Origin of the sequence: Nocardioides dongkuii (assembly GCF_014127485.1) — a bacterium.
GTDB classification, from domain to species: Bacteria; Actinomycetota; Actinomycetes; order Propionibacteriales; family Nocardioidaceae; genus Nocardioides; species Nocardioides dongkuii.
Window position 1 is genome coordinate 1 of the sequence record NZ_CP059903.1, and the last position, 19,368, is coordinate 19,368.

At 68.7% G+C, this 19,368-nt stretch carries 14 protein-coding genes, 2 tRNA genes and 1 pseudogene; 15 read left to right on the top strand and 2 right to left on the bottom strand.

Annotated elements, in window-relative coordinates; translation table 11 throughout:
• Window positions 1-100: 100 nt before the first annotated feature.
• The 12 genes from dnaA to H4O22_RS00055 all read left to right on the top strand — a co-directional run bounded on the left by dnaA (window position 101) and on the right by H4O22_RS00055 (window position 12,594).
• Complete coding sequence (dnaA, locus tag H4O22_RS00005) at window positions 101-1,603, top strand: chromosomal replication initiator protein DnaA (protein WP_182525107.1); 1,503 nt, start codon at window positions 101-103, stop codon at window positions 1,601-1,603.
• A 40-nt stretch (window positions 1,604-1,643) separates the two neighbouring features.
• Window positions 1,644-2,060 (top strand): organic hydroperoxide resistance protein, encoded by a 417-nt coding sequence (locus tag H4O22_RS00010; RefSeq protein ID WP_182525108.1) that lies wholly within the window; start codon window positions 1,644-1,646, stop codon window positions 2,058-2,060.
• Between the two features lie 363 nt (window positions 2,061-2,423).
• Window positions 2,424-3,563: a DNA polymerase III subunit beta gene (gene dnaN / locus H4O22_RS00015; protein ID WP_182525109.1), complete on the top strand. Its 1,140-nt coding sequence runs from the start codon at window positions 2,424-2,426 to the stop codon at window positions 3,561-3,563.
• A gap of 66 nt (window positions 3,564-3,629) precedes the next feature.
• Window positions 3,630-4,610, top strand: a complete 981-nt coding sequence (gene gnd, locus H4O22_RS00020) for a phosphogluconate dehydrogenase (NAD(+)-dependent, decarboxylating) (RefSeq protein ID WP_182525110.1) — start codon at window positions 3,630-3,632, stop codon at window positions 4,608-4,610.
• 10 nt (window positions 4,611-4,620) lie between these two features.
• On the top strand, window positions 4,621-5,772 hold the full coding sequence (gene recF, locus H4O22_RS00025; RefSeq protein ID WP_182525111.1) for a DNA replication/repair protein RecF: 1,152 nt from the start codon (window positions 4,621-4,623) through the stop codon (window positions 5,770-5,772).
• On the top strand, window positions 5,765-6,316 hold the full coding sequence (locus H4O22_RS00030) for a DciA family protein (protein WP_182525112.1): 552 nt from the start codon (window positions 5,765-5,767) through the stop codon (window positions 6,314-6,316). Before recF ends, H4O22_RS00030 begins: the two co-directional genes overlap by 8 nt.
• A 284-nt stretch (window positions 6,317-6,600) precedes the next feature.
• The gene (gyrB, locus tag H4O22_RS00035) at window positions 6,601-8,742 is read left to right on the top strand and encodes a DNA topoisomerase (ATP-hydrolyzing) subunit B (RefSeq protein WP_406603320.1); all 2,142 of its coding nucleotides are present in this window, start codon (window positions 6,601-6,603) and stop codon (window positions 8,740-8,742) included.
• A gap of 51 nt (window positions 8,743-8,793) precedes the next feature.
• Window positions 8,794-11,574 (top strand): DNA gyrase subunit A, encoded by a 2,781-nt coding sequence (gyrA, locus tag H4O22_RS00040; RefSeq protein ID WP_182525113.1) that lies wholly within the window; start codon window positions 8,794-8,796, stop codon window positions 11,572-11,574.
• The gene (locus H4O22_RS00045; protein WP_182525114.1) at window positions 11,571-12,170 is read left to right on the top strand and encodes a DUF3566 domain-containing protein; all 600 of its coding nucleotides are present in this window, start codon (window positions 11,571-11,573) and stop codon (window positions 12,168-12,170) included. Before gyrA ends, H4O22_RS00045 begins: the two co-directional genes overlap by 4 nt.
• Before the next feature lie 90 nt (window positions 12,171-12,260).
• Window positions 12,261-12,334 (top strand) — tRNA-Ile (locus H4O22_RS00050).
• A gap of 37 nt (window positions 12,335-12,371) precedes the next feature.
• On the top strand, window positions 12,372-12,500 hold the full coding sequence (locus H4O22_RS20365; RefSeq protein ID WP_220451229.1) for a DLW-39 family protein: 129 nt from the start codon (window positions 12,372-12,374) through the stop codon (window positions 12,498-12,500).
• Between the two features lie 18 nt (window positions 12,501-12,518).
• Window positions 12,519-12,594, top strand: a tRNA-Ala gene (locus H4O22_RS00055).
• Between the two features lie 1,042 nt (window positions 12,595-13,636).
• Here H4O22_RS00055 and H4O22_RS00060 read toward each other — a convergent pair.
• Both H4O22_RS00060 and H4O22_RS20850 read right to left on the bottom strand, forming a co-directional pair.
• A pseudogene (locus tag H4O22_RS00060) lies at window positions 13,637-14,874 on the bottom strand (IS256 family transposase).
• A 141-nt stretch (window positions 14,875-15,015) separates the two neighbouring features.
• A complete protein-coding gene (locus tag H4O22_RS20850) occupies window positions 15,016-15,522 on the bottom strand; it encodes a helix-turn-helix domain-containing protein (RefSeq protein ID WP_425325968.1) in 507 nt (168 codons plus the stop codon).
• Between the two features lie 96 nt (window positions 15,523-15,618).
• Here H4O22_RS20850 and H4O22_RS00070 point away from each other — a divergent pair, with 96 nt between their 5' ends.
• The 3 genes from H4O22_RS00070 to H4O22_RS00080 are packed head-to-tail and all read left to right on the top strand — an operon-like array spanning window position 15,619 to window position 19,342.
• Window positions 15,619-16,407 (top strand): MazG nucleotide pyrophosphohydrolase domain-containing protein, encoded by a 789-nt coding sequence (locus H4O22_RS00070; protein ID WP_182525116.1) that lies wholly within the window; start codon window positions 15,619-15,621, stop codon window positions 16,405-16,407.
• 5 nt (window positions 16,408-16,412) lie between these two features.
• Window positions 16,413-18,782 carry an AAA family ATPase gene (locus tag H4O22_RS00075; protein WP_182525117.1) on the top strand — a complete coding sequence of 790 codons (2,370 nt, stop codon included), beginning with the start codon at window positions 16,413-16,415 and terminating at the stop codon, window positions 18,780-18,782.
• Window positions 18,779-19,342, top strand: coding sequence for a hypothetical protein (locus H4O22_RS00080; protein ID WP_182525118.1), 564 nt, complete (start codon window positions 18,779-18,781; stop codon window positions 19,340-19,342). Before H4O22_RS00075 ends, H4O22_RS00080 begins: the two co-directional genes overlap by 4 nt.
• The last annotated feature ends 26 nt before the right edge of the window (window positions 19,343-19,368 follow it).

Sequence of the window (19,368 nt, forward strand, 5' to 3'; positions counted from 1 at the left end):
TCTCCTCCAGCACTGCGGAGCCCGGTTCACAGCCTGTGGACAAAGCTGTGGACAGACCGACCGACACCACCCGGGACACGTTCCCGGGCCCCCCGACTCGATGAAGGACACGGGAACCGTGGACCAGGACCCCTCCGGACGCCCCGACGCCCCGGGCGTCGACCTCGAGACGGCGTGGCACGGCGTCGTCAACGACCTGCTGCCCAACCAGCGCGCCTGGCTGCGCGCCAGCGAGCCGGTGACGCTGCACGGCAACACCGCGATCATCGCGGTGCCCAACGAGTTCACCCGCAGCCAGCTCGAGGGCCGGCTCCGCGGGCAGCTCGAGGACGCGCTCACCATCTCGTTCGGTCGCGAGATCCGGATCGCCGTGACCGTCAACCCGGTCCTCGAGGACGTCGAGACGCCGCCGACGCCCGAGGTGCACGCTTCGCCGACAAGTGGACATGTCGACATGTCGACGCAGATGCGTCCGGTGGAGCCCGCCCCCGGCCCGCCCTCGCTGTCCTCGGCCGACGAGTCGCTCGACCCGGCGCACACCGGCCCCACCAAGCCCGCGGCGCTCGAGACCCGGCTCAACCCCAAGTACACCTTCGAGACCTTCGTCATCGGCTCGTCCAACCGGTTCCCGCACGCCGCGGCGGTGGCGGTCGCCGAGGCGCCGGGCAAGGCGTACAACCCGCTGCTGGTCTACGGCGACTCCGGCCTGGGCAAGACGCACCTGCTGCACGCGATCGGCCACTACGTGCGCAGCCTCTACACCGGGGCGAAGGTGCGCTACGTCTCCAGCGAGGAGTTCACCAACGAGTTCATCAACGCGATCCGCGACGACCGGCAGGACCGCTTCAAGCGGCGCTACCGCGACGTGGACGTGCTGCTGATCGACGACATCCAGTTCCTGGAGGGCAAGACCCAGACCCAGGAGGAGTTCTTCCACACCTTCAACACCCTCCACAACGCCAACAAGCAGATCGTGCTGACCTCCGACCGGCCGCCCAAGCGCCTCGAGGCGCTCGAGGACCGGCTGCGCAACCGCTTCGAGTGGGGGTTGATCACCGACGTCCAGCCGCCCGACCTCGAGACCCGGATCGCGATCCTGCGGAAGAAGGCGGCGATGGACCGGCTCACCGCGCCCCCGGACGTGCTGGAGTTCATCGCCTCGAAGATCCAGACCAACATCCGCGAGCTCGAGGGCGCGCTGATCCGGGTCACGGCCTTCGCCAACCTCAACCGCCAGGAGGTCGACATGACCCTGGCCGAGATCGTGCTCAAGGACCTGATCCCCGAGGGTGGCGAGCCGGAGATCACCGCGGCGCTGATCATCGCGCAGACCGCGGCGTACTTCGGGCTCTCCATCGAGGAGCTCACCGGGCCCAGCCGCGGCCGGCACCTGGTGATGGCCCGGCAGATCGCGATGTACCTGTGCCGCGAGCTCACCGCCCTCTCGCTGCCCAAGATCGGCGCGCAGTTCGGCAACCGCGACCACACGACGGTGATGTACGCCGACCGCAAGATCAACCAGCTGCTCGCCGAGCGGCGGGCCGTGTTCAACCAGGTCAGCGAGCTCACCAACCGCGTCAAGATGCAGGCCCGGCAGTCCTGACCGAGCGGCCCGATTGCACGGGCCGTCCTACGTTGGCGGCATGACCTCCCTCTACACCGCCTCCGCCGCCGCCACGGGCGACGGCCGCAACGGCCACGTCCAGTCCACCGACGGCGTCCTCGACCTCGACGTCCGCGTCCCGAAGGAGATGGGCGGCTCCGGGGGCGCCACGAACCCCGAGCAGCTCTTCGCCGCGGGGTACGCCGCGTGCTTCCACTCCGCCCTGCGCCTGGTCGCCGGCCAGGCGAAGGCCGACACCACCGACTCCGAGGTGGTCGCCGACGTCTCGGTCAACCCCACCGAGACCGGGGGGTTCCAGCTCTCCGTCCAGCTCGAGGTCTCGCTGCCCGCCGTCGACGCCGAGACCGCCCAGAAGCTGGTCGAGCAGGCGCACCAGGTCTGCCCGTACTCGAACGCCACCCGCGGCAACATCGAGGTCACCCTCAGCGTCGCCTGAGTCGGCTGAGCGACCCGGCAGCCTGTGCACTTCTTGTGGTCCAGGTCGACCACCTAGCCCGGCAGCCTGTGGAGGAACCACAGGAACACCGGCGGGACCCGGCCGAGTGCACAGGCCGCCGCGGTCCGTGCCCGCGTCGTGCACAGCCCCTGTGCACGACGATCGAGCGCGCTGACCTGCGACGACAGGAGTTGTCCACAGTTTCCACCGTTGCTGTGACTCCTCCTCACCTCCAACCATGACGATCGACGGTCGAACTACACCTGGCCCCTTGCCTGGGGACAACCAGACCGCACCTGCCCGAACCCGCCGCCGCATGGCAGGATGCGCATCCCGGCAACCCGAGTCGAAGGACCAGAAATCGTGAAGTTCCGCGTCGAGCGCGACGTCCTCGCTGATGCCGTCGCCTGGGCTGCGCGCAGCCTCCCGGTCCGACCCAGCGTCCCTGTCCTGGCTGGCCTGCTGATCGAGGCGGGCGAGGAGGGTCTGGTGCTCTCCACCTTCGACTACGAGACCTCCGCCCGCGCCACCCTCGCGGCCGACGTCAGCGACGACGGCCGCGCGCTGGTCAGCGGCCGGCTGCTCGCCGACATCTGCCGCAGCCTCCCGGCGAAGCCGGTCGAGATGGTCCTCGACGGCAGCCGCGTCTCGCTGACCTGCGGCTCCGCCCGGTTCAGCCTCCAGACCATGCCGGTCGACGACTACCCGACGCTGCCCGAGATGCCGGCCGCGACCGGCACCGTGCAGAGCGACGTGTTCGCGCACGCGGTGGCCCAGGCGGTCACCGCCGCGGGGCGCGACGACATGCTCCCCGTGCTCACCGGCGTCCGGATCGAGATCGACGGCTCCACGATCTCGCTGCTGGCCACCGACCGGTTCCGGCTCTCCCACCGCGAGCTCGGCTGGGACCCGCGCAGCCCCGACGAGTCGGTGGCCGCGCTGGTGCCGGCCAAGGTGCTCGGCGACACGGCCAAGTCCCTCACCGCCGGCTCCGAGGTGACCATCGCGCTCGCCGCGGGCGGCAGCGGCGAGGGCATCATCGGCTTCGAGGGCGCGGCGGCCGGCGGCCTGCGGCGTACGACGACCCGGCTGCTCGACGGCGAGTTCCCCAAGGTCCGCAGCCTGTTCCCCTCCGAGCACCTGACCGTCGCCAAGGTCGAGAAGGCAGCGCTGGTCGAGTCGGTCAAGCGCGTCGCGCTGGTCGCGGAGCGCAACACCGCGGTCCAGCTGTCGTTCAGCGACGGCGTCCTGACCCTGGACGCGGGCTCCGGCGACGAGGCCCAGGCCTCGGAGTCGATCGAGGCCACCATCGAGGGCGAGGACATCACCACCGGCTTCAACCCGCAGTTCCTGCTCGACGGGCTGACCGCGATCGACGAGCCCGTCGTCGAGCTCGCCTTCACCCAGGCGTCCAAGCCCGTGGTGATCAGCGGCTCGGTCGGCGACGCCGGCGGGGACCCGGGGTTCCGCTACCTGCTGATGCCGCGGCGCCTCCTCTCCTGAGCCGTTCCCGCGGCGCCTATGGTGGGCACCGACCGCTGGAAGCACCCCGAGGGAAGGACCCCGCACGTGGACATCGGACTCGTCGGACTCGGCAAGATGGGCGGCAACATGCGCGAGCGCCTGCGCCGCGCGGGCCACACCGTCGTGGGCTACGACCGCAACCAGGACGTCAGCGACGCCACCTCGCTCGCCGACATGGTCGAGCAGCTGCCCTCGCCGAAGGTGGTCTGGGTGATGGTGCCCGCGGGCGACGCCACCCGGGCGACGGTCGCCGAGCTCGCGGAGCTCCTCGGCGAGGGTGACGTCGTGGTCGACGGCGGCAACTCGCGCTGGACCGACGACCTCGAGCACGCTGAGCAGCTCGCCAAGCTCGGCATCGGGTTCGTCGACTGCGGCGTCTCCGGCGGCGTCTGGGGCCTGGAGAACGGCTACGCCCTGATGTACGGCGGCGAGCAGGAGCACGTCGAGAAGGTCCAGCCGTTCTTCGACGCGCTCAAGCCCGAGGGTGAGTTCGGGTCGGTGCACGCCGGCTCGGTGGGCGCCGGGCACTTCTCCAAGATGGTCCACAACGGCATCGAGTACGCGATCATGCAGTCCTACGCCGAGGGCTGGGAGCTGCTCCAGAAGGTCCCGATGGTCGACAACGTGACTGAGGTCTTCCGGTCCTGGCGCGAGGGCACCGTCATCCGGTCCTGGCTGCTCGACCTGCTGGTCGCCGCGCTCGACGAGCAGCCCGGGCTCGAGGGCATCCGCGGCTACGCCGAGGACTCCGGCGAGGGCCGCTGGACCGTCGAGGCCGGCATCGAGCACGCGGTCGCGACCCCGGCGATCACCGCGGCGCTCTACGCCCGGTTCGTCTCCCGCCAGGACGACTCGCCGGCGATGAAGGCGGTCGCGGCGATGCGCAACCAGTTCGGCGGGCACGCCATGCAGACGGCGGCGCCCAAGGGCGGCGACGCCGACTCCGACGGCGGGGGCATGCCCGACCAGACCGGCTCCGCGCGGCAGGCGGGCTCCGGCGACGACGTCGAGCCCGCGGAGAGCTAGCCGGCCGCACGTGCACGTCTCGCACCTGTCCCTGCACGACTTCCGGTCCTACGCCTCGGCGGAGGTCCCGCTGGAGCCGGGCGTCACGGCGTTCATCGGGCGCAACGGCCAGGGCAAGACCAACCTCGTCGAGGCGATCGACTACCTCTCCCGGCTCTCCTCGCACCGGGTGGCCACCGACGCCCCGCTCGTCCGGGCCGGCGCCGACCAGGCGGTGGTGCGCGCCGCGGTGGTCCGCGACGGTCGTACGGCGGTGCTCGAGGTCGAGCTGAACCCCGGCCGCGCCAACCGGGCCCGGGTCAACAAGACCCCGCTCCCGCGGGCGCGCGAGCTGGTCGGCCTGGTCCGCACGGTGGTCTTCTCGCCCGAGGACCTCACCCTGGTCAAGGGCGACCCGTCGGACCGGCGCCGGTTCCTCGACGACCTGCTGGTGCTGCGCGTCCCGCGGCTCTCCGGCACCCGCGCCGACTACGACCGGGTGCTGCGGCAGCGAAACTCGCTGCTGAAGACGGCCGGCGCGGCCCGCCGGGGGAGCTCCTCCCAGGAGGGTGCGCTCTCGACCCTCGGGGTGTGGGACGACCACCTCGCCCGCACCGGCGCCGAGCTGCTCGCCGCCAGGCTCGCGCTGGTCGAGGAGCTGCGCCCGTACGTCGGCAAGGCCTACGAGACCGTCGCCCGCGGGGCCAGCCGCGACGACGCCGAGATCGAGTACCGCCCGTCGTTCGACCTCGGCGGCGTCACCGACCAGGAGACGCTCACCGCGCTGCTGCTGGCGGAGGTGGAGCGCCGCCGCCGCGACGAGCTCGACCGCGGCGTCTCGCTGGTCGGCCCGCACCGCGACGACCTGCTGCTCACGCTCGGGCACGGCCCGGGCGAGTCCACCCTCCCGGTGAAGGGGTACGCCTCGCACGGCGAGTCCTGGTCCTTCGCGCTCGCGCTGCGGCTGGCGTCGTACGACCTGCTCCGCGCCGACGGCGACGACCCGATCCTGATCCTCGACGACGTCTTCGCCGAGCTCGACACCGAGCGGCGGGCCCAGCTCGCCGACCTGGTCGCCGGCGCCGAGCAGGTGCTGGTCACGGCCGCGGTCGGCGCCGACGTCCCCGAGGCGCTGGCGGGGGTGCGGTACCTCGTCGCCGGCGGCGAGGTCACCCGTGAGTGAGGACGAGGAGACCCCGGAGGCCGAGGCTGCCGCGCCGGCCGACCCCGACCGCCGCGACGACGGTCTCGACCTGGCCAAGGCGCTGACCCGCGCGACCGCGGGGTCGCTGCCCACCGCGCGCCGGCGCTCCCGCAAGCCGCCGCCGCGTACGTCGGGGGGCCGGGTCAGCGGGTCGCACCCCGATGACCGTGACCCGCAGCTGCTCGAGTCCACGCTCGGCCGGCTCGTGGGCGACCACGGCTGGGAGCTCGACCTGCGCGTGCACGGCGTCTTCGGCCGCTGGGCCGAGCTGGTCGGCGACGAGGTCGCGGCGCACTGCACGCCGGAGTCCTTCGCCGACGGCAAGCTCGTCGTGCGCACCGACTCCACCGCCTGGGCGACCCAGCTGCGGCTGCTCGCCCCGACCGTCGTCCGCCGGCTCAACGAGCAGCTGGGGCACGGCACCGTCGCGCTCCTGGAGGTGCTCGGCCCGAACCTGCCGTCGTGGAAGAAGGGCCTCCGCTCGGTCCGCGACGGGCGCGGTCCGCGCGACACCTACGGCTGACCGGGACGGGTCGACGGCGGCCGGACCGGCGAGGGGCACGCAGGACGATCCAGGAGCCGGGTCGACGTACGGGGATGCAGCGGGGACCCTGGTCGCCGCTTCCGGAGCCCTTCACGGGCCGCTCAGGGGCCGTCGCCGTCCACAGGGGACTCCCCGACACGGACAGACGCGTGTTCTGAGGCCCTCAGCGGGCTATCATGGGTCACAGGTCGCCGGTCCCGTGCCGCTGCGACCTTCTGTGTGTCACGCGACCTGCTCCAGGCGGGTCGCCCGTCAGCGAAGAGGTGTCCGTGTCGGACCGAGCCGCCGCCGAGAACCCCGTCCCCGAGAACGCCCTCCCCGAGGAGGCGGCACCGGCGGCCCCCCTGCGATCCCAGCACGTCGACTCCGAGTACGACGCCTCCGCGATCCAGGTGCTCGAGGGCCTCGAGGCGGTGCGCAAGCGCCCGGGCATGTACATCGGCTCCACCGGTGAGCGCGGCCTGCACCACCTGATCTGGGAGATCGTCGACAACGCGGTCGACGAGGCGCTCGCCGGCCACTGCGACCGGATCGTCATCACCCTCACGCAGGAGGGCGCGGTCCGCGTCGAGGACAACGGTCGCGGCATCCCCACCGACACCGCCCCGGGCGCCGACATGCCCGCGGTCACGATGGCGCTCACGATGCTGCACGCCGGCGGCAAGTTCGGCGGCGGCGGCTACAAGGTGTCCGGCGGCCTGCACGGCGTCGGCGTCTCGGTGGTCAACGCGCTCTCGACCAAGCTGATCGTCGAGGTCCGCAACCGCGGCCACCTGTGGCGCCAGAGCTTCAGCCTCGGCGTCCCCGACGGCGACCTCGAGCAGGTCCGGCCGATGGAGCCGGGCGAGAGCACCGGCACCACCGTGACCTACTGGGCCTCCGAGGACATCTTCGAGACCACGACGTACTCGCTGGAGACGATCTCGGCGCGGATCCGCGAGATGGCCTTCCTCAACAAGGGCCTCGAGATCGTCGTGCGCGACGAGCGGCCGGAGTCGGCCGACATCGCCGAGGCGGTCGCCGACGACACCGTCGACAACAGCCTGGACTCCGCCGGCCACGACGCGCTGAAGCCCGGGAGCGGCGGCGGCGTCGAGCAGGTCTTCAAGTACGACCGCGGCCTGATCGACTACGTCGAGCACCTCAACCGGCGCAAGGACAAGGCCAACGCCTCGGTCATCGCCTTCGAGGCCGAGACGGCCGAGAGCGTCGAGAACCACATGAGCCTCGAGGTCGCGATGCAGTGGAACACCTCGTTCACCGAGTCGGTCCACACCTTCGCCAACACCATCAACACCCACGAGGGCGGCACGCACGAGGAGGGCTTCCGGGCGGCGCTGACCACGCTGATCAACAACGCCGGGTTCGACTGGGGCCTGATGAAGAAGCAGGAGGACCGGGTCACCGGCGACGACATCCGCGAGGGCCTCACCGCGATCATCTCCCTCAAGCTCGGCGAGCCGCAGTTCGAGGGCCAGACCAAGACCAAGCTCGGCAACACCGAGGCCAAGGGCTTCGTGCAGCGGACGGTCAACGACCAGCTCGGCGCGTGGCTGGAGCAGAACCCCGCCGAGGGCAAGGACATCGTCCGCAAGGCGCAGGCCGCGGCGTCCGCCCGGGTCGCCGCGCGCAAGGCGCGCGACCTGGCGCGCGGCCGCAAGGGCCTGCTCGGCGGCGGCGGCCTGCCCGGCAAGCTGTCGGACTGCCAGTCGACCAACCCCGCGGAGTGCGAGGTCTTCATCGTCGAGGGCGACTCGGCGGGCGGCTCGGCCCGTCAGGGCCGCGACCCGCGGATCCAGGCGATCCTGCCGATCCGCGGCAAGATCCTGAACGTCGAGAAGGCGCGCATCGACAGGGTGCTCGGCAACATCGAGGTGCAGTCGATCATCTCCGCGCTCGGCACCGGCATCATCCAGGAGGAGTTCGACCTGGAGAAGCTGCGCTACCACAAGGTCGTGCTGATGGCCGACGCCGACGTCGACGGCCACCACATCAACACCCTGCTGCTCACGCTGCTTTTCCGGTTCATGCGGCCGCTGATCGAGCACGGCCACGTCTACATGGCGCAGCCGCCGCTCTACCGGCTGCGCTGGAACAAGCCCAACGAGCACGAGTTCGTCTACTCCGACTCCGAGCGCGACGCGCTGCTGCGCGACGGCCAGGCCGCGGGCAAGAAGCTGCCCAAGGAGAACCCGGTCCAGCGCTACAAGGGCCTCGGCGAGATGAACGCCAAGGAGCTGTGGGAGACCACCATGGACCCCGACCAGCGGCTGATGCTGCAGGTCACGCTGGACGACGCCGCCCAGGCCGACGAGGTCTTCTCGATCCTGATGGGCGAGGACGTCGAGCAGCGCCGCTCCTTCATCCAGCGCAACGCCAAGGACGTCCGATTCCTCGATATCTAGGGATCTAGCGACACCACTAGATATTCGTAGAACCGACCAGAGAGAGTCATCGTGACCCAGACCCCCACCGACGGCGGCGCACCGGGCGGCCGCGTCGAGCCGGTCGAGCTGCAGACCTCCATGCAGCGCGCCTACATCGACTACGCGATGGCCGTGATCGTCGGCCGCGCGCTGCCCGACGTCCGCGACGGCCTCAAGCCCGTGCACCGCCGGGTGCTCTACGCGATGTTCGACGGGGGCTACCGGCCGGACCGCGGCTTCTCGAAGTGCTCGCGCGTCGTCGGCGACGTGATGGGTCAGTACCACCCGCACGGCGACACGGCGATCTACGACACCCTGGTCCGCCTCGCGCAGCCGTGGGTGATGCGGGCGCCGATGATCCAGGGCCAGGGCAACTTCGGCTCGCCGGGCAACGACGCCGCGGCGGCCATGCGGTACACCGAGTGCCGGATGGCGCCCCTGGCGCTCGAGATGGTCCGCGACATCGAGCAGGACACGGTCGACTTCCAGGCCAACTACGACGGCCGCTCGCAGGAGCCGGTCGTGCTGCCGGCCCGGATCCCGAACCTGCTGGTCAACGGCTCGGCCGGCATCGCGGTCGGCATGGCCACCAACATCCCGCCGCACAACCTCCGCGAGGTCGCGGACGGCGCGCGCTGGGCGCTGGAGCACCCCGACGCCAGCCGCGAGGAGCTCCAGGACGCCCTGCTCGAGCGGATCAAGGGCCCCGACTTCCCCAACGGCGCGCTGATCGTGGGCCGCCAGGGCATCGAGCAGGCCTACCGCACCGGGCGCGGGTCGATCACCCAGCGCGCGGTGATCGAGGTCGACGAGGACAGCCGCGGCCGCACCTGCCTGGTGGTCACCGAGCTGCCCTACATGGTCAACCCCGACAACCTGGCGCTGAAGATCGCCGAGCTCGCCGACTCCGGCAAGGTGCAGGGCATCTCCGACGTCCGCGACGACACCTCCGACCGCACCGGCCAGCGCCTCGTCGTCGTCCTCAAGCGCGACGCCGTCGCCCGCGTCGTCCTCAACAACCTGCTCAAGCACACCGAGCTGCAGACCAACTTCAGCGCCAACATGCTGGCGCTGGTCGACGGCGTGCCGCGCACCCTCTCGGTCGACCAGTTCATCAGCCACTGGGTCGAGCACCAGGTCGAGGTCATCCGACGGCGCACCCAGTACCGCCTCGACGACGCGCAGCGCCGGGCCCACATCCTCCGCGGCCTGGTCAAGGCCCTCGACATGCTCGACGAGGTGATCGCGCTCATCCGGCGCTCGCCCGACGTCACCGAGGCCCGCCAGGGCCTGATCGAGCTGCTCGACGTCGACGAGGTCCAGGCCAACGCGATCCTCGACATGCAGCTGCGCGCCCTCGCCGCGCTGCAGCGGCAGAAGACGATCGACGACCTCGCCCGGCTCGAGGAGATCATCGCCGACCTCCAGGACATCCTCGCCAACGTCGCGCGCCAGCGGCAGATCGTGGGCGACGAGCTGGAGGAGATCGTCGAGAAGTACGGCGACGACCGGCGCAGCCAGATCATCGCGGCCGACGGCGACCTGTCGATGGAGGACCTGATCCCCGACGAGGACCTCGTCGTCTCCATCACGCGCGGCGGGTACGCCAAGCGCACCCGCGCCGACCAGTACCGCACCCAGAAGCGCGGCGGGAAGGGCGTGCGCGGCGCGACCCTGCGCGGCGACGACGTCGTCGAGCACTTCATCGCCACGACCAACCACCACTGGCTGCTGTTCTTCACCACCGCCGGCCGGGTCTACCGCACCAAGGCCTACAACCTCCCGGAGGCGTCCCGCGACGCCAAGGGCGGTCACGTCGCCGGGCTGCTGAGCTTCCAGCCCGACGAGTCGATCGCCCAGGTGCTCGCGATCCGCGACTACGAGCAGGCGCCGTACCTCGTGCTGGCCACGCGCAGCGGGCTGGTGAAGAAGACCCGCCTCGGCGACTACAACAGCCCCCGCCAGGCCGGCGTGATCGCGATCAACTTCCGCGAGGCCGACGACGAGCTGATCGGCGCGGAGCTGGTCAGCGCCGACGACGACATCCTGCTGGTCTCCCGCAAGGGTCAGGCGATCCGGTTCCGCGCCGACGACTCCCAGCTGCGGCCGATGGGCCGGGCGACGTCCGGCGTCTCGGGCATGAAGTTCCGTGACGGCGACTCGCTGCTCTCGATGTCGGTCATCCGCGCCAGCCAGGTCGCGGCCGAGGAGGCCGCCGGCCTCGCCGAGGGCAACGAGGACTCCCCGGACGTCGAGGCGACCACCGAGCAGGTGGCCGAGGTGAAGCCGCAGTTCGTCTTCACCATCACCGACGGCGGCTTCGCCAAGCGCACCCGGATCAACGACTACCGCCTCCAGTCGCGCGGCGGCCTCGGCATCAAGGCGATGGCCCTGACCAACGAGGACCGCGGCGGCCTGGTCGGCGCCTTCATCGTCGAGGACGGCGACGAGGTGCTCTCGATCACCGCCAACGGCCAGGTCGTCCGCAGCCCCGTCAACGAGCACTTCCGGCCAACCGGCCGCTCGACGATGGGCGTGAAGTTCGTGACGCCCAAGTCCGGCGACAGCGTGGCCGTCGTGGCCCGCTCGGTCGAGGCCAAGGTCACCGAGGAGGCGGCCGACGCGGTCGCCGAGTCCGGGTCCGAGGCCGCCGAGGACGCCGCCACCGATCCGGTGGTCGAGAGCGTCCCCGACGTCCGCGACACCGACGGGGTGGAGGCGGACCTCGAGGCGGAGGAGTCGTCGGATGAGGCCCCGGGTGCAACAATCGATGGAACCGCGACCGACGAGCCTGGGGATGAAGACGCATGACGGATCGCTTCGCCGAGCGCGCCTCGACCGGGCCCGGACGTGATGCCGCGCCGGACGACACCGCCGTACGGCCCCCGCTGAGGGAGCGCGTGCAGGCGCGGATCGGCAGCGTGGTGGAGGAGCGGCGCGCGAGCGCCGCCGACGCCTCCGCCGGCGGCGCGACCAAGGCCGGGGGGTCGGCGAACGCGAAGGCCGACTCGTCCGCGACCCCCGGCCTGTCGCGACCGGCCCGCCGGGCGCGGCTGCGGCTGACCCGGGTCGACCCCTGGTCGGTGATGAAGACGGCGTTCCTGCTCTCCATCGCCTTCGGCATCGTCACGATCGTCTCGGTGCTGATGGTGTGGAGCGTGCTCGACGCCGCCGGCGTCTGGGAGTCGATCAACACCTCGGTGCGCGACATCGTCGGTGGCGAGGAGGCTCGCGACTTCAACGTCGAGAACTACGTCGGCACCTCGCGGGTGGTCGGCTTCACGATGCTGATCGCCGTCGTCGACGTGGTCCTGTTGACCGCGATCGCGACGCTGGGGGCGTTCCTCTACAACATGGCGGCCGCGCTCCTCGGCGGCATCGAGGTCACCCTCTCCGAGGACAACTGAGCCCCGGTGCCGTTTTGTCCGCCGCTTCAGCCGTGGGGTATCGTCACGCCTCGGTCGTCCGGCGACCACCTGGTCGGAACGACCAGACTCGGGCCTATAGCTCAGACGGTTAGAGCGCTTCCCTGATAAGGAAGAGGTCACAGGTTCAAGTCCTGTTAGGCCCACCCATCCCCCTCCGCCCCCTCACCTGAGGAGCCCGCCGTGAAGAAGCTCGTCCTCCTCGCGATCGCCGCCGCCGGCGCCGTCGTCGCGAAGAAGAAGCTCGACGAGGGCCGCACCGAGCAGGCGCTCTGGGCCGAGGCGACGGACTCCGTCACCCGCAAGGGCTGAGCGGCTCCACTCCCGCCGGGGGCCTTGGCGCAATTGGTAGCGCACCTGCTTTGCAAGCAGGGGGTTAGGGGTTCGAGTCCCCTAGGCTCCACCAGGTAAATACGCAGGTCAGAAAGCCCAGGGCTGGTTTTGGACGGCATCCCTCCGCGGGGGCAAATCGGCCGCCGGGGGGACTGACGGGGGAAAGACCGCGGATGCGCCCCCTAGCTCACTCGGCCAGGAATGTTGGGGCGTCCCGGCTCTCGACCACACGGACCTTGTTGCCCGAACCGGCGACGGGAGGGCCAGGCGCAAGGACAATGCGATCCGTGCACTCGATCCCTCGCTCCCTTGCGCCGCGCAAGGGAGCGCGACGGCTTGTCGACGTGCCGAGGGAAATTCTTGCCGCGCTAGAACGCGGCATGCCCTCTGCCAACCACATCGAGCAGATGGCGATGGATCAGGGTGCCCTCCTAGCCTGGATGTATCCGGAGTTGGCGAGAGAGGGCGGTAGGTTGCGCGTCCCGCGCTTCCTCGACCGCATGCGCGCTGGAGCCGCACTCTCGTTGGAGCGCTTTGACGACGACCTTGTGTCGGTTGCCGCAACCTGGCCGAGCGACACCGCAAGAGGGTGGGCGGCGTTCGCCGTCGGCATGAGGGATCGACCGCTGCCCGCATTGGTGGCCGAGGCAGTGGTCTACGGGGCCGATCCCCACTTCGCGGTCCGAGAGTGGGCGTGGTTGGGCATTAGGGGTCCCATTACCGGCGCACCCGTTGGCGCCGTTGAAGAGTTGCAGCGGTTGACTAGTTCGAAGGACCCCAACATCAGGCGATTCGCCGTCGAGGCTACGAGACCGCGCGGGGTCTGGAGCCGGCACATCCCGCTTCTCCTTCGAGAGCCGTGGATCGGCGAGCGACTCCTGGACGCCGTGATAGATGACCCGAGCCGGTATGTGCAGGACTCCGTGGCCAACTGGGTAAACGACGTCAGCCGATCGAATCCGGATTGGGTTCGCGCAACCTGTCTGCGATGGGCACTAGGGTCTGGAACCCGCACTCGGGCATACGTCCTGCGAAGGGCTCAGCGCTCATTGAGGGGGTGACGCAGGCCGGACAGAGCCCCGTGGGGTGGTGGGCTTTGAGGTGATCCCCGATGCCTACGCGTCGCCGTTGTCGATGGCGGCGACGGGTTCAGTATCGCTGGTGGCGTAGAGCTTGGCCATGGATCCTTCGGAGAGGTAGCGGCGGTCGCCTGCGATCCATTCGTCGTGCATGTCGATGACCACCGCTCCGACCAGTCTGATCACGGATGCGGCGTTGGGGAAGATGCCCACGACGCGGGAGCGGCGCTTGATCTCCTTGTTGACCCGCTCGAGCGGGTTGGTCGACCACATCTTGCGCCAGTGCTCGCGTGGGAACGCGGTGAAGGCGAGGACCTCGGCCTTCGCCTCGTCCATCAGCGGCCCGAGCTTGGGGAAGCGGGCGGCGAGCTCGTCGCGGGTCTTGTCCCACGCGGCATGGACGTCCTCGGCGCTGGGTTGGGCGAAGATCATCCGGAACGCAGCGGCCACGTAGTCGGCCTGGCCCTTGGGGACGTGGGCCAGGAGGTTGCGGGCGAAGTGGACCCGGCACCGCTGGTGCGCGACGCCCTGGAAGGCGCGCTTCAACGCTTTGACGAGGCCGGCGTGCTGGTCGCTGATCACCAGCTTCACGCCGGCCAGGCCGCGTTGCTTGAGGCTGAGCAGGAAGCTGCGCGAGAAGACCTCGTCCTCGCTGTCGCCGACGTCTAGGCCGAGGATCTCGCGTTCACCGGTGGCGGTGACACCGGTCGCGACGACCACCGCCATCGACACGACCTGGCCGCCCCTGCCGGGTGCGTTGCGGACGTGGAGGTAGGTCGCATCGAGGTAGATGTAGGGAAACTCGACGTGGTCCAGGGTCCGGGTGCGGAACGCACCGACGGTCTCGTCGAGGCCGGTGCAGATCCGGGAGACCTCGGACTTGGAGACGCCCGTGCCGCCCATCGCTTCGACGAGATCGTCGACGCTGCGGGTGCAGATTCCGTGGACGTAGGCCTCCATCACCACCGCATACAGCGCCTGGTCGATGCGGCGGCGGGGCTCGAGGATGATCGGGAAGAACGAGCCTCTCCCCAGCTTGGGGATCCGCAGCTCGACGTCGCCGGCCTTGGTGGTCAGGAGCCGCGGCCGGTGGCCGTTGCGCTCGGTGACACGGTCCTCGGTGCGCTCATAGGGTGCGGCGCCGATCCGTTCGGTCGCTTCGAACTCGATCAGGTCCTGCAACGCGACCCGGCCGAGTCACGGATCAGGTCGACGCCATCACCGGCACGGAACGCCTCAAGGAGCTCGGACAGGGCAGACTGGGGCAAGGCCATCGGTGGACCTCTTTCGGTGAGTGCTTGGCCGTACACACCGAAGATCCCGCCGATGGCCGTCTACGTGCTGACGCCCCGCCGCTGGTCCCTCAAACCCCACCACTCCCAGGGACTCTTAAGGCAGGCCGCAGGGCATCTCCCCTACGAGGACAGACGCGTCGTCTCTGTCCGACTACTCCGGGACTCCCTGCGTCGCCGCTTTTCCGAGCGCACGGCGACTTCTTCGGCGATTGCCGACGTCTCGGCCTCCCACTGACCCAGTGGAAGCACCGTCGTATGCAGGACGAGCTGACCCGGCTTACGGATAGCGCTGACGATGCTCCCCCACTGGTCTTGCAGGAAAACGTCCTGACCGTCCCAAACGAGTCGTGTCGAGTGAAGCGAGGCACTCGACTTCTCCAGGAGCCGAACGGCCTCCCGCACCTTCTGGAGCGGGCACCCGCTCTCGCGCAGCGCCTTGACCGCGCGGACGGCCATCACGTCTTGGAGAGACCACCAGCGCTCGTAGCGCTTGCCGGTCGAGCCGATAACGGAGGGCGAGACCACCCGCACTCGAATCCAGTAGGCAAGAGTCGACGGCGCGACGTTGACCGCGGCACAAACGACGCTTGTGCGCACAGCGAGGGTGACGGTCGGGGAAGACGCCATACCCCATAGTAAAGCTAATGTCACTTTAGTCTCAAGTTTGGTAGGATCACCCTCAGGAGGCCCGCCGGGGCTGACATCCAGGACCGAGGTAGTCCCATGACCGTTCAGACGCTGGCACCCGCAGAATTTTCACCGTCCTCTGCCTCGCGCCGACAGTTGATGCGGACTGTCCTCTGTGGAAGTTTCCGACGCGATCCCGTCGGGCTGCGCGAGACCTTCGACTCTCTCCAGGACGAATTCCAGGTCCTCGCGCCGCGCAGTCTCGACTTCGTCGATCCCAACGCGGCCTTCGTTCGGCTGGCCGACGAGCACGACGAGAGCGCCCTGACGGTTGAGCGACGCCACCTCGACGCGATCTCCAACGCAGACTTCGTCTGGCTGCACGCCCCGGACGGCTACGTCGGCCTCAGCGCCTCGATGGAGATTGGACACGCACACGCACTCGGCATCCCCATCTTCACTGACGCCGTCCTCGCGGACGAGATGCTCAACGGCCTCGTCCACCAGGTCTCTTCGCCGATCGAAGTCGAGGTCGAAGAGGTCGCCGGCTCGGTTGCCCCCGGCGCAGGGATTGGGGCACTCCAGAGCTATTACGGGCGCGCCGCAGGTCGGCGGGGCTGGGACCAGGAGGGCGCTCGTGACACGCTCCTCATGTTGACCGAGGAGCTCGGCGAACTCGCTCGCGCCGTACGCAAGGCAGAAGGCCTCTCCCGAGCCGGCGGGTATCAGGAGGTCAATGTCGCGCACGAGGTTGCCGACGTGCAGCTCTACCTCGTGCACCTGGCGAATACGCTCGGAGTTGATCTGGCCACGGCTGTCTCCGACAAGGAACGCATCAACGCGGCCCGCGCCACAGGTGATTCCGCCGCTAGGGCTTCCGCCTAGATCCGATGGCTGCCCCCCAGCACAGTGATTTTGACCAACTGGCCGCCGATCGCCACTTCGTCCAAGAGTTCGTGGTCGATCACGAGCGAAGCGTCTTGACCTTTCGTGATGATGAAGCCACCGGCGGGACCGGTTGGTTCAAGCATCGCGAGGATGAGCAGCACATTGTCACTGACGGTAAACCCGTACGGCATATCACGACCGTCCACACTTGCTGGGAATCCCTGCTCGAGGACCGGAAGGGAATTAGGTCTGACAACGACTCGGGGCTTCGTTACGCAGAGCGCCTCGGCGAGTTGGTGAAGTTCGCGAAGCTCGCCTTGCAGCACCCCGAGCATTGGCGCTCTGAGGAGGCAGGTTTCATCTACTGCCGGACGCGGACGCTTGGCGTGATCACGCGCTATGCGCAGGAAGCTATCGAAGCGTTTCCGAGCGAGACGAAGGCTCTACTGCAGCAGATCTGGTCCTGCCAACCGGATAACAAGTTGCTCGGTGCCTATGGCGCACGTGAGGTCGTGATCGACCCGAACCTGGCTTCGGAGGCTCCCGCCACAGTCTCCTACCCCACAAACGCCTACCACACGTACTGGGCAACTACGGCACTCCGCCGGGCACCGGCCAGCGCCTCTCCGCCTGAGAAGAACCAGCATCTGGCGGCGGGCAGCCATCGGCTACGGCTGATTGCAAGCGAACAGATGGCTCTGCTCGCCGCGGACTCGCCGTTCGCCGATCCGCAGCAGTTGGCATGGGCCGTCACGGGGATCGTCTGCCACGCCGAGGGAACCGATCTCGTTCAAGGTGCCCAGACTTATCACATCGTCCGGCAGGGACTTCGAAACTTCTTCGACCAACAGGACCCGCGCGGCGACTGGCCGCGAGGAGCCCCCCTGTTCAACTACTCGAACGGCTCAGGGAACGCGTACTGCTACATATTCGAGACCCTTGGCGAGATGCTCGCGGTAGCCACGGATCCTGCCGTCAATGAGCACCGCCAGTTCGCCAACATGCTTCGGCCGTATGCCGACAACTTGGTGAACCTTCTCCGGCACGCCGATGCCACTGCATTGAGGACCGGAGGTGGACGGGGATGGATCTCCGGGCATAGTCCAAACGCATACAACGCCGAGGCCTGGGCTACGGCCTCGATATTCAGGTATGCGCAGAGACTGCGACTCCTCCTCGGATCATGGACGAATCAGACGGCCCAGGCGGACCTTGGAGCACGCACCGCGACGAAGGGCAAGAAGGATCTGGCTCGGCGGGGCGGAACATGGAACCTCGGATTCGGGACCGCCGGAACCCAGTTGTCGACGAACTTTGCCCTTCCCACAGTTGCCCTGGCTTTGAAGCATCCACCTTGCTCCGACCACTTCACTGAGGACCCAGACGAGGAGGTCATCGCGGATGGCGCAGGCCGGTCCGCGGTCCTCTTTGGCCCACCCGGGACGGGCAAGACCACCCTGGCCGAGGCACTGGCCGGACGGATGGGATGGCCGTTCGTGGAAATTACGCCCGACATGTTCCTGAATGAGGGACTGGACATGGTGTCGGCGCGTGCCGACCAGGTCTTCCGCCGGATGATGGAGCTCGACCGGTGCGTGATCCTCCTGGACGAGATCGATGAACTCGTCCAGAAGCGTGGACAAGACGCACCTCAGCTCTCGCGGTTCTTTACGACCACCATGCTGCCGCGACTGTCGAAGTTGTGGACCGCAGGGAAGGTGCTCTTCTTCGCAAACACGAACAACATCGAGGACGTTGACCCCGCCATTAAGAGGTCCGGACGCTTCGATGCCGCTCTTTTCGTCCTGCCGCCCGGGCCAGACGCAAAGACAACCGTGCTCCTGAAGGAGCACAAGATCGAGGTGTCGCCGGACGTATGGGCAAAGGCGGAAAGTGGGATTCGAAAGGGAGTCGACGACGATCAGGCTGCCGCGTGGCTGGCGTTGATCAGGTATGACCAGCTGGCCTCGTTGGCTCAGGCAGTCAAGAACCTCCCCGATCTCAACGACAAAATCACCGCCACCAACGTCGAGTCGGGTGTGCGAGGCCTCAAAAGCGATCTCTTGACCAACGACTGGTCGCACGCCGCCGGGACCAACGGCGCGCAGGAGCCGACCCCGCACGATCTGGTGAAGAAGTTGATCGACAGTCAGAGGCGCGAGCAGAGGCTCTTCCCGGTAGTGGAGTACAGCGGCACGAGCCTTGACGACGCTGACCCGATCGTAGTAGGGCAGCCATACTGGCGCCTCCGGATCACGCCAAAGGACCTCGACAACCACTTCCCCGACGAGATGAACCTGCTCCCTAGCGGGGAACTTCAAGACGGCACGGTCGCTACGGTCAGCAGTGAAGTAGCAGCCGCCGGGTCATGACGAAGGTCGTAGTGCTGGCGGGGCCGATTGCCGTTGGAAAGACGGCGGTGGCGGACGCCCTGGCTGACCAACTTCTCGCAGATGTCGTAAGCGCCCGGCGTGTGCTGTTGCGAGAGACAGGGGCCGAAGCGGACCGCACCTCGCTCCAGACCGGCGGCAGGCTCTTGGATCAACGCACAAACGGCCGGTGGCTGCTCTATGCCTTGGAGGAGCGCCTCGATCAGTCCGAAAAGGACCTGATCGTCCTCGACTCCGCTAGGACTATGCGGCAGACGGTCCCGATACTCGAGAACCTCAGCACAGCCCGGCTTGTCTACCTGGAAGCCAACACAGATGCGAGGCGGATCCGCTATGCCAGGTCCGCGGCGAGTGACGAGGTAAAGAGATCTGCCGACTTCGCGGTTAGTGGAGAGCACATCACCGAGCGGAACATCTTGGACCTTAGGACTGGAGCGGATCTTCGGTTAGACACCACCTCGCTGACCCTGGGGGAGACCGTCGAAGCTGTCGTCCAGGAACTTGGTCTCCGAACGTCCTGGCTTCAAGACGACCGACCGTGAGCGCAGCTACTGACGACAAGTCACGA

Coding starts and splice junctions, on each gene's coding strand:
- dnaA (WP_182525107.1), top strand. CDS start 101: ATGAAGGACACGGGAACCGTGGACCAGGACCCCTCCGGACGCCCCGAC.
- H4O22_RS00010 (WP_182525108.1), top strand. CDS start 1,644: ATGACCTCCCTCTACACCGCCTCCGCCGCCGCCACGGGCGACGGCCGC.
- H4O22_RS00045 (WP_182525114.1), top strand. CDS start 11,571: ATGACGGATCGCTTCGCCGAGCGCGCCTCGACCGGGCCCGGACGTGAT.
- H4O22_RS20850 (WP_425325968.1), bottom strand. CDS start 15,522: ATGGCGTCTTCCCCGACCGTCACCCTCGCTGTGCGCACAAGCGTCGTT.
- H4O22_RS00070 (WP_182525116.1), top strand. CDS start 15,619: ATGACCGTTCAGACGCTGGCACCCGCAGAATTTTCACCGTCCTCTGCC.
- H4O22_RS00075 (WP_182525117.1), top strand. CDS start 16,413: ATGGCTGCCCCCCAGCACAGTGATTTTGACCAACTGGCCGCCGATCGC.
- H4O22_RS00080 (WP_182525118.1), top strand. CDS start 18,779: ATGACGAAGGTCGTAGTGCTGGCGGGGCCGATTGCCGTTGGAAAGACG.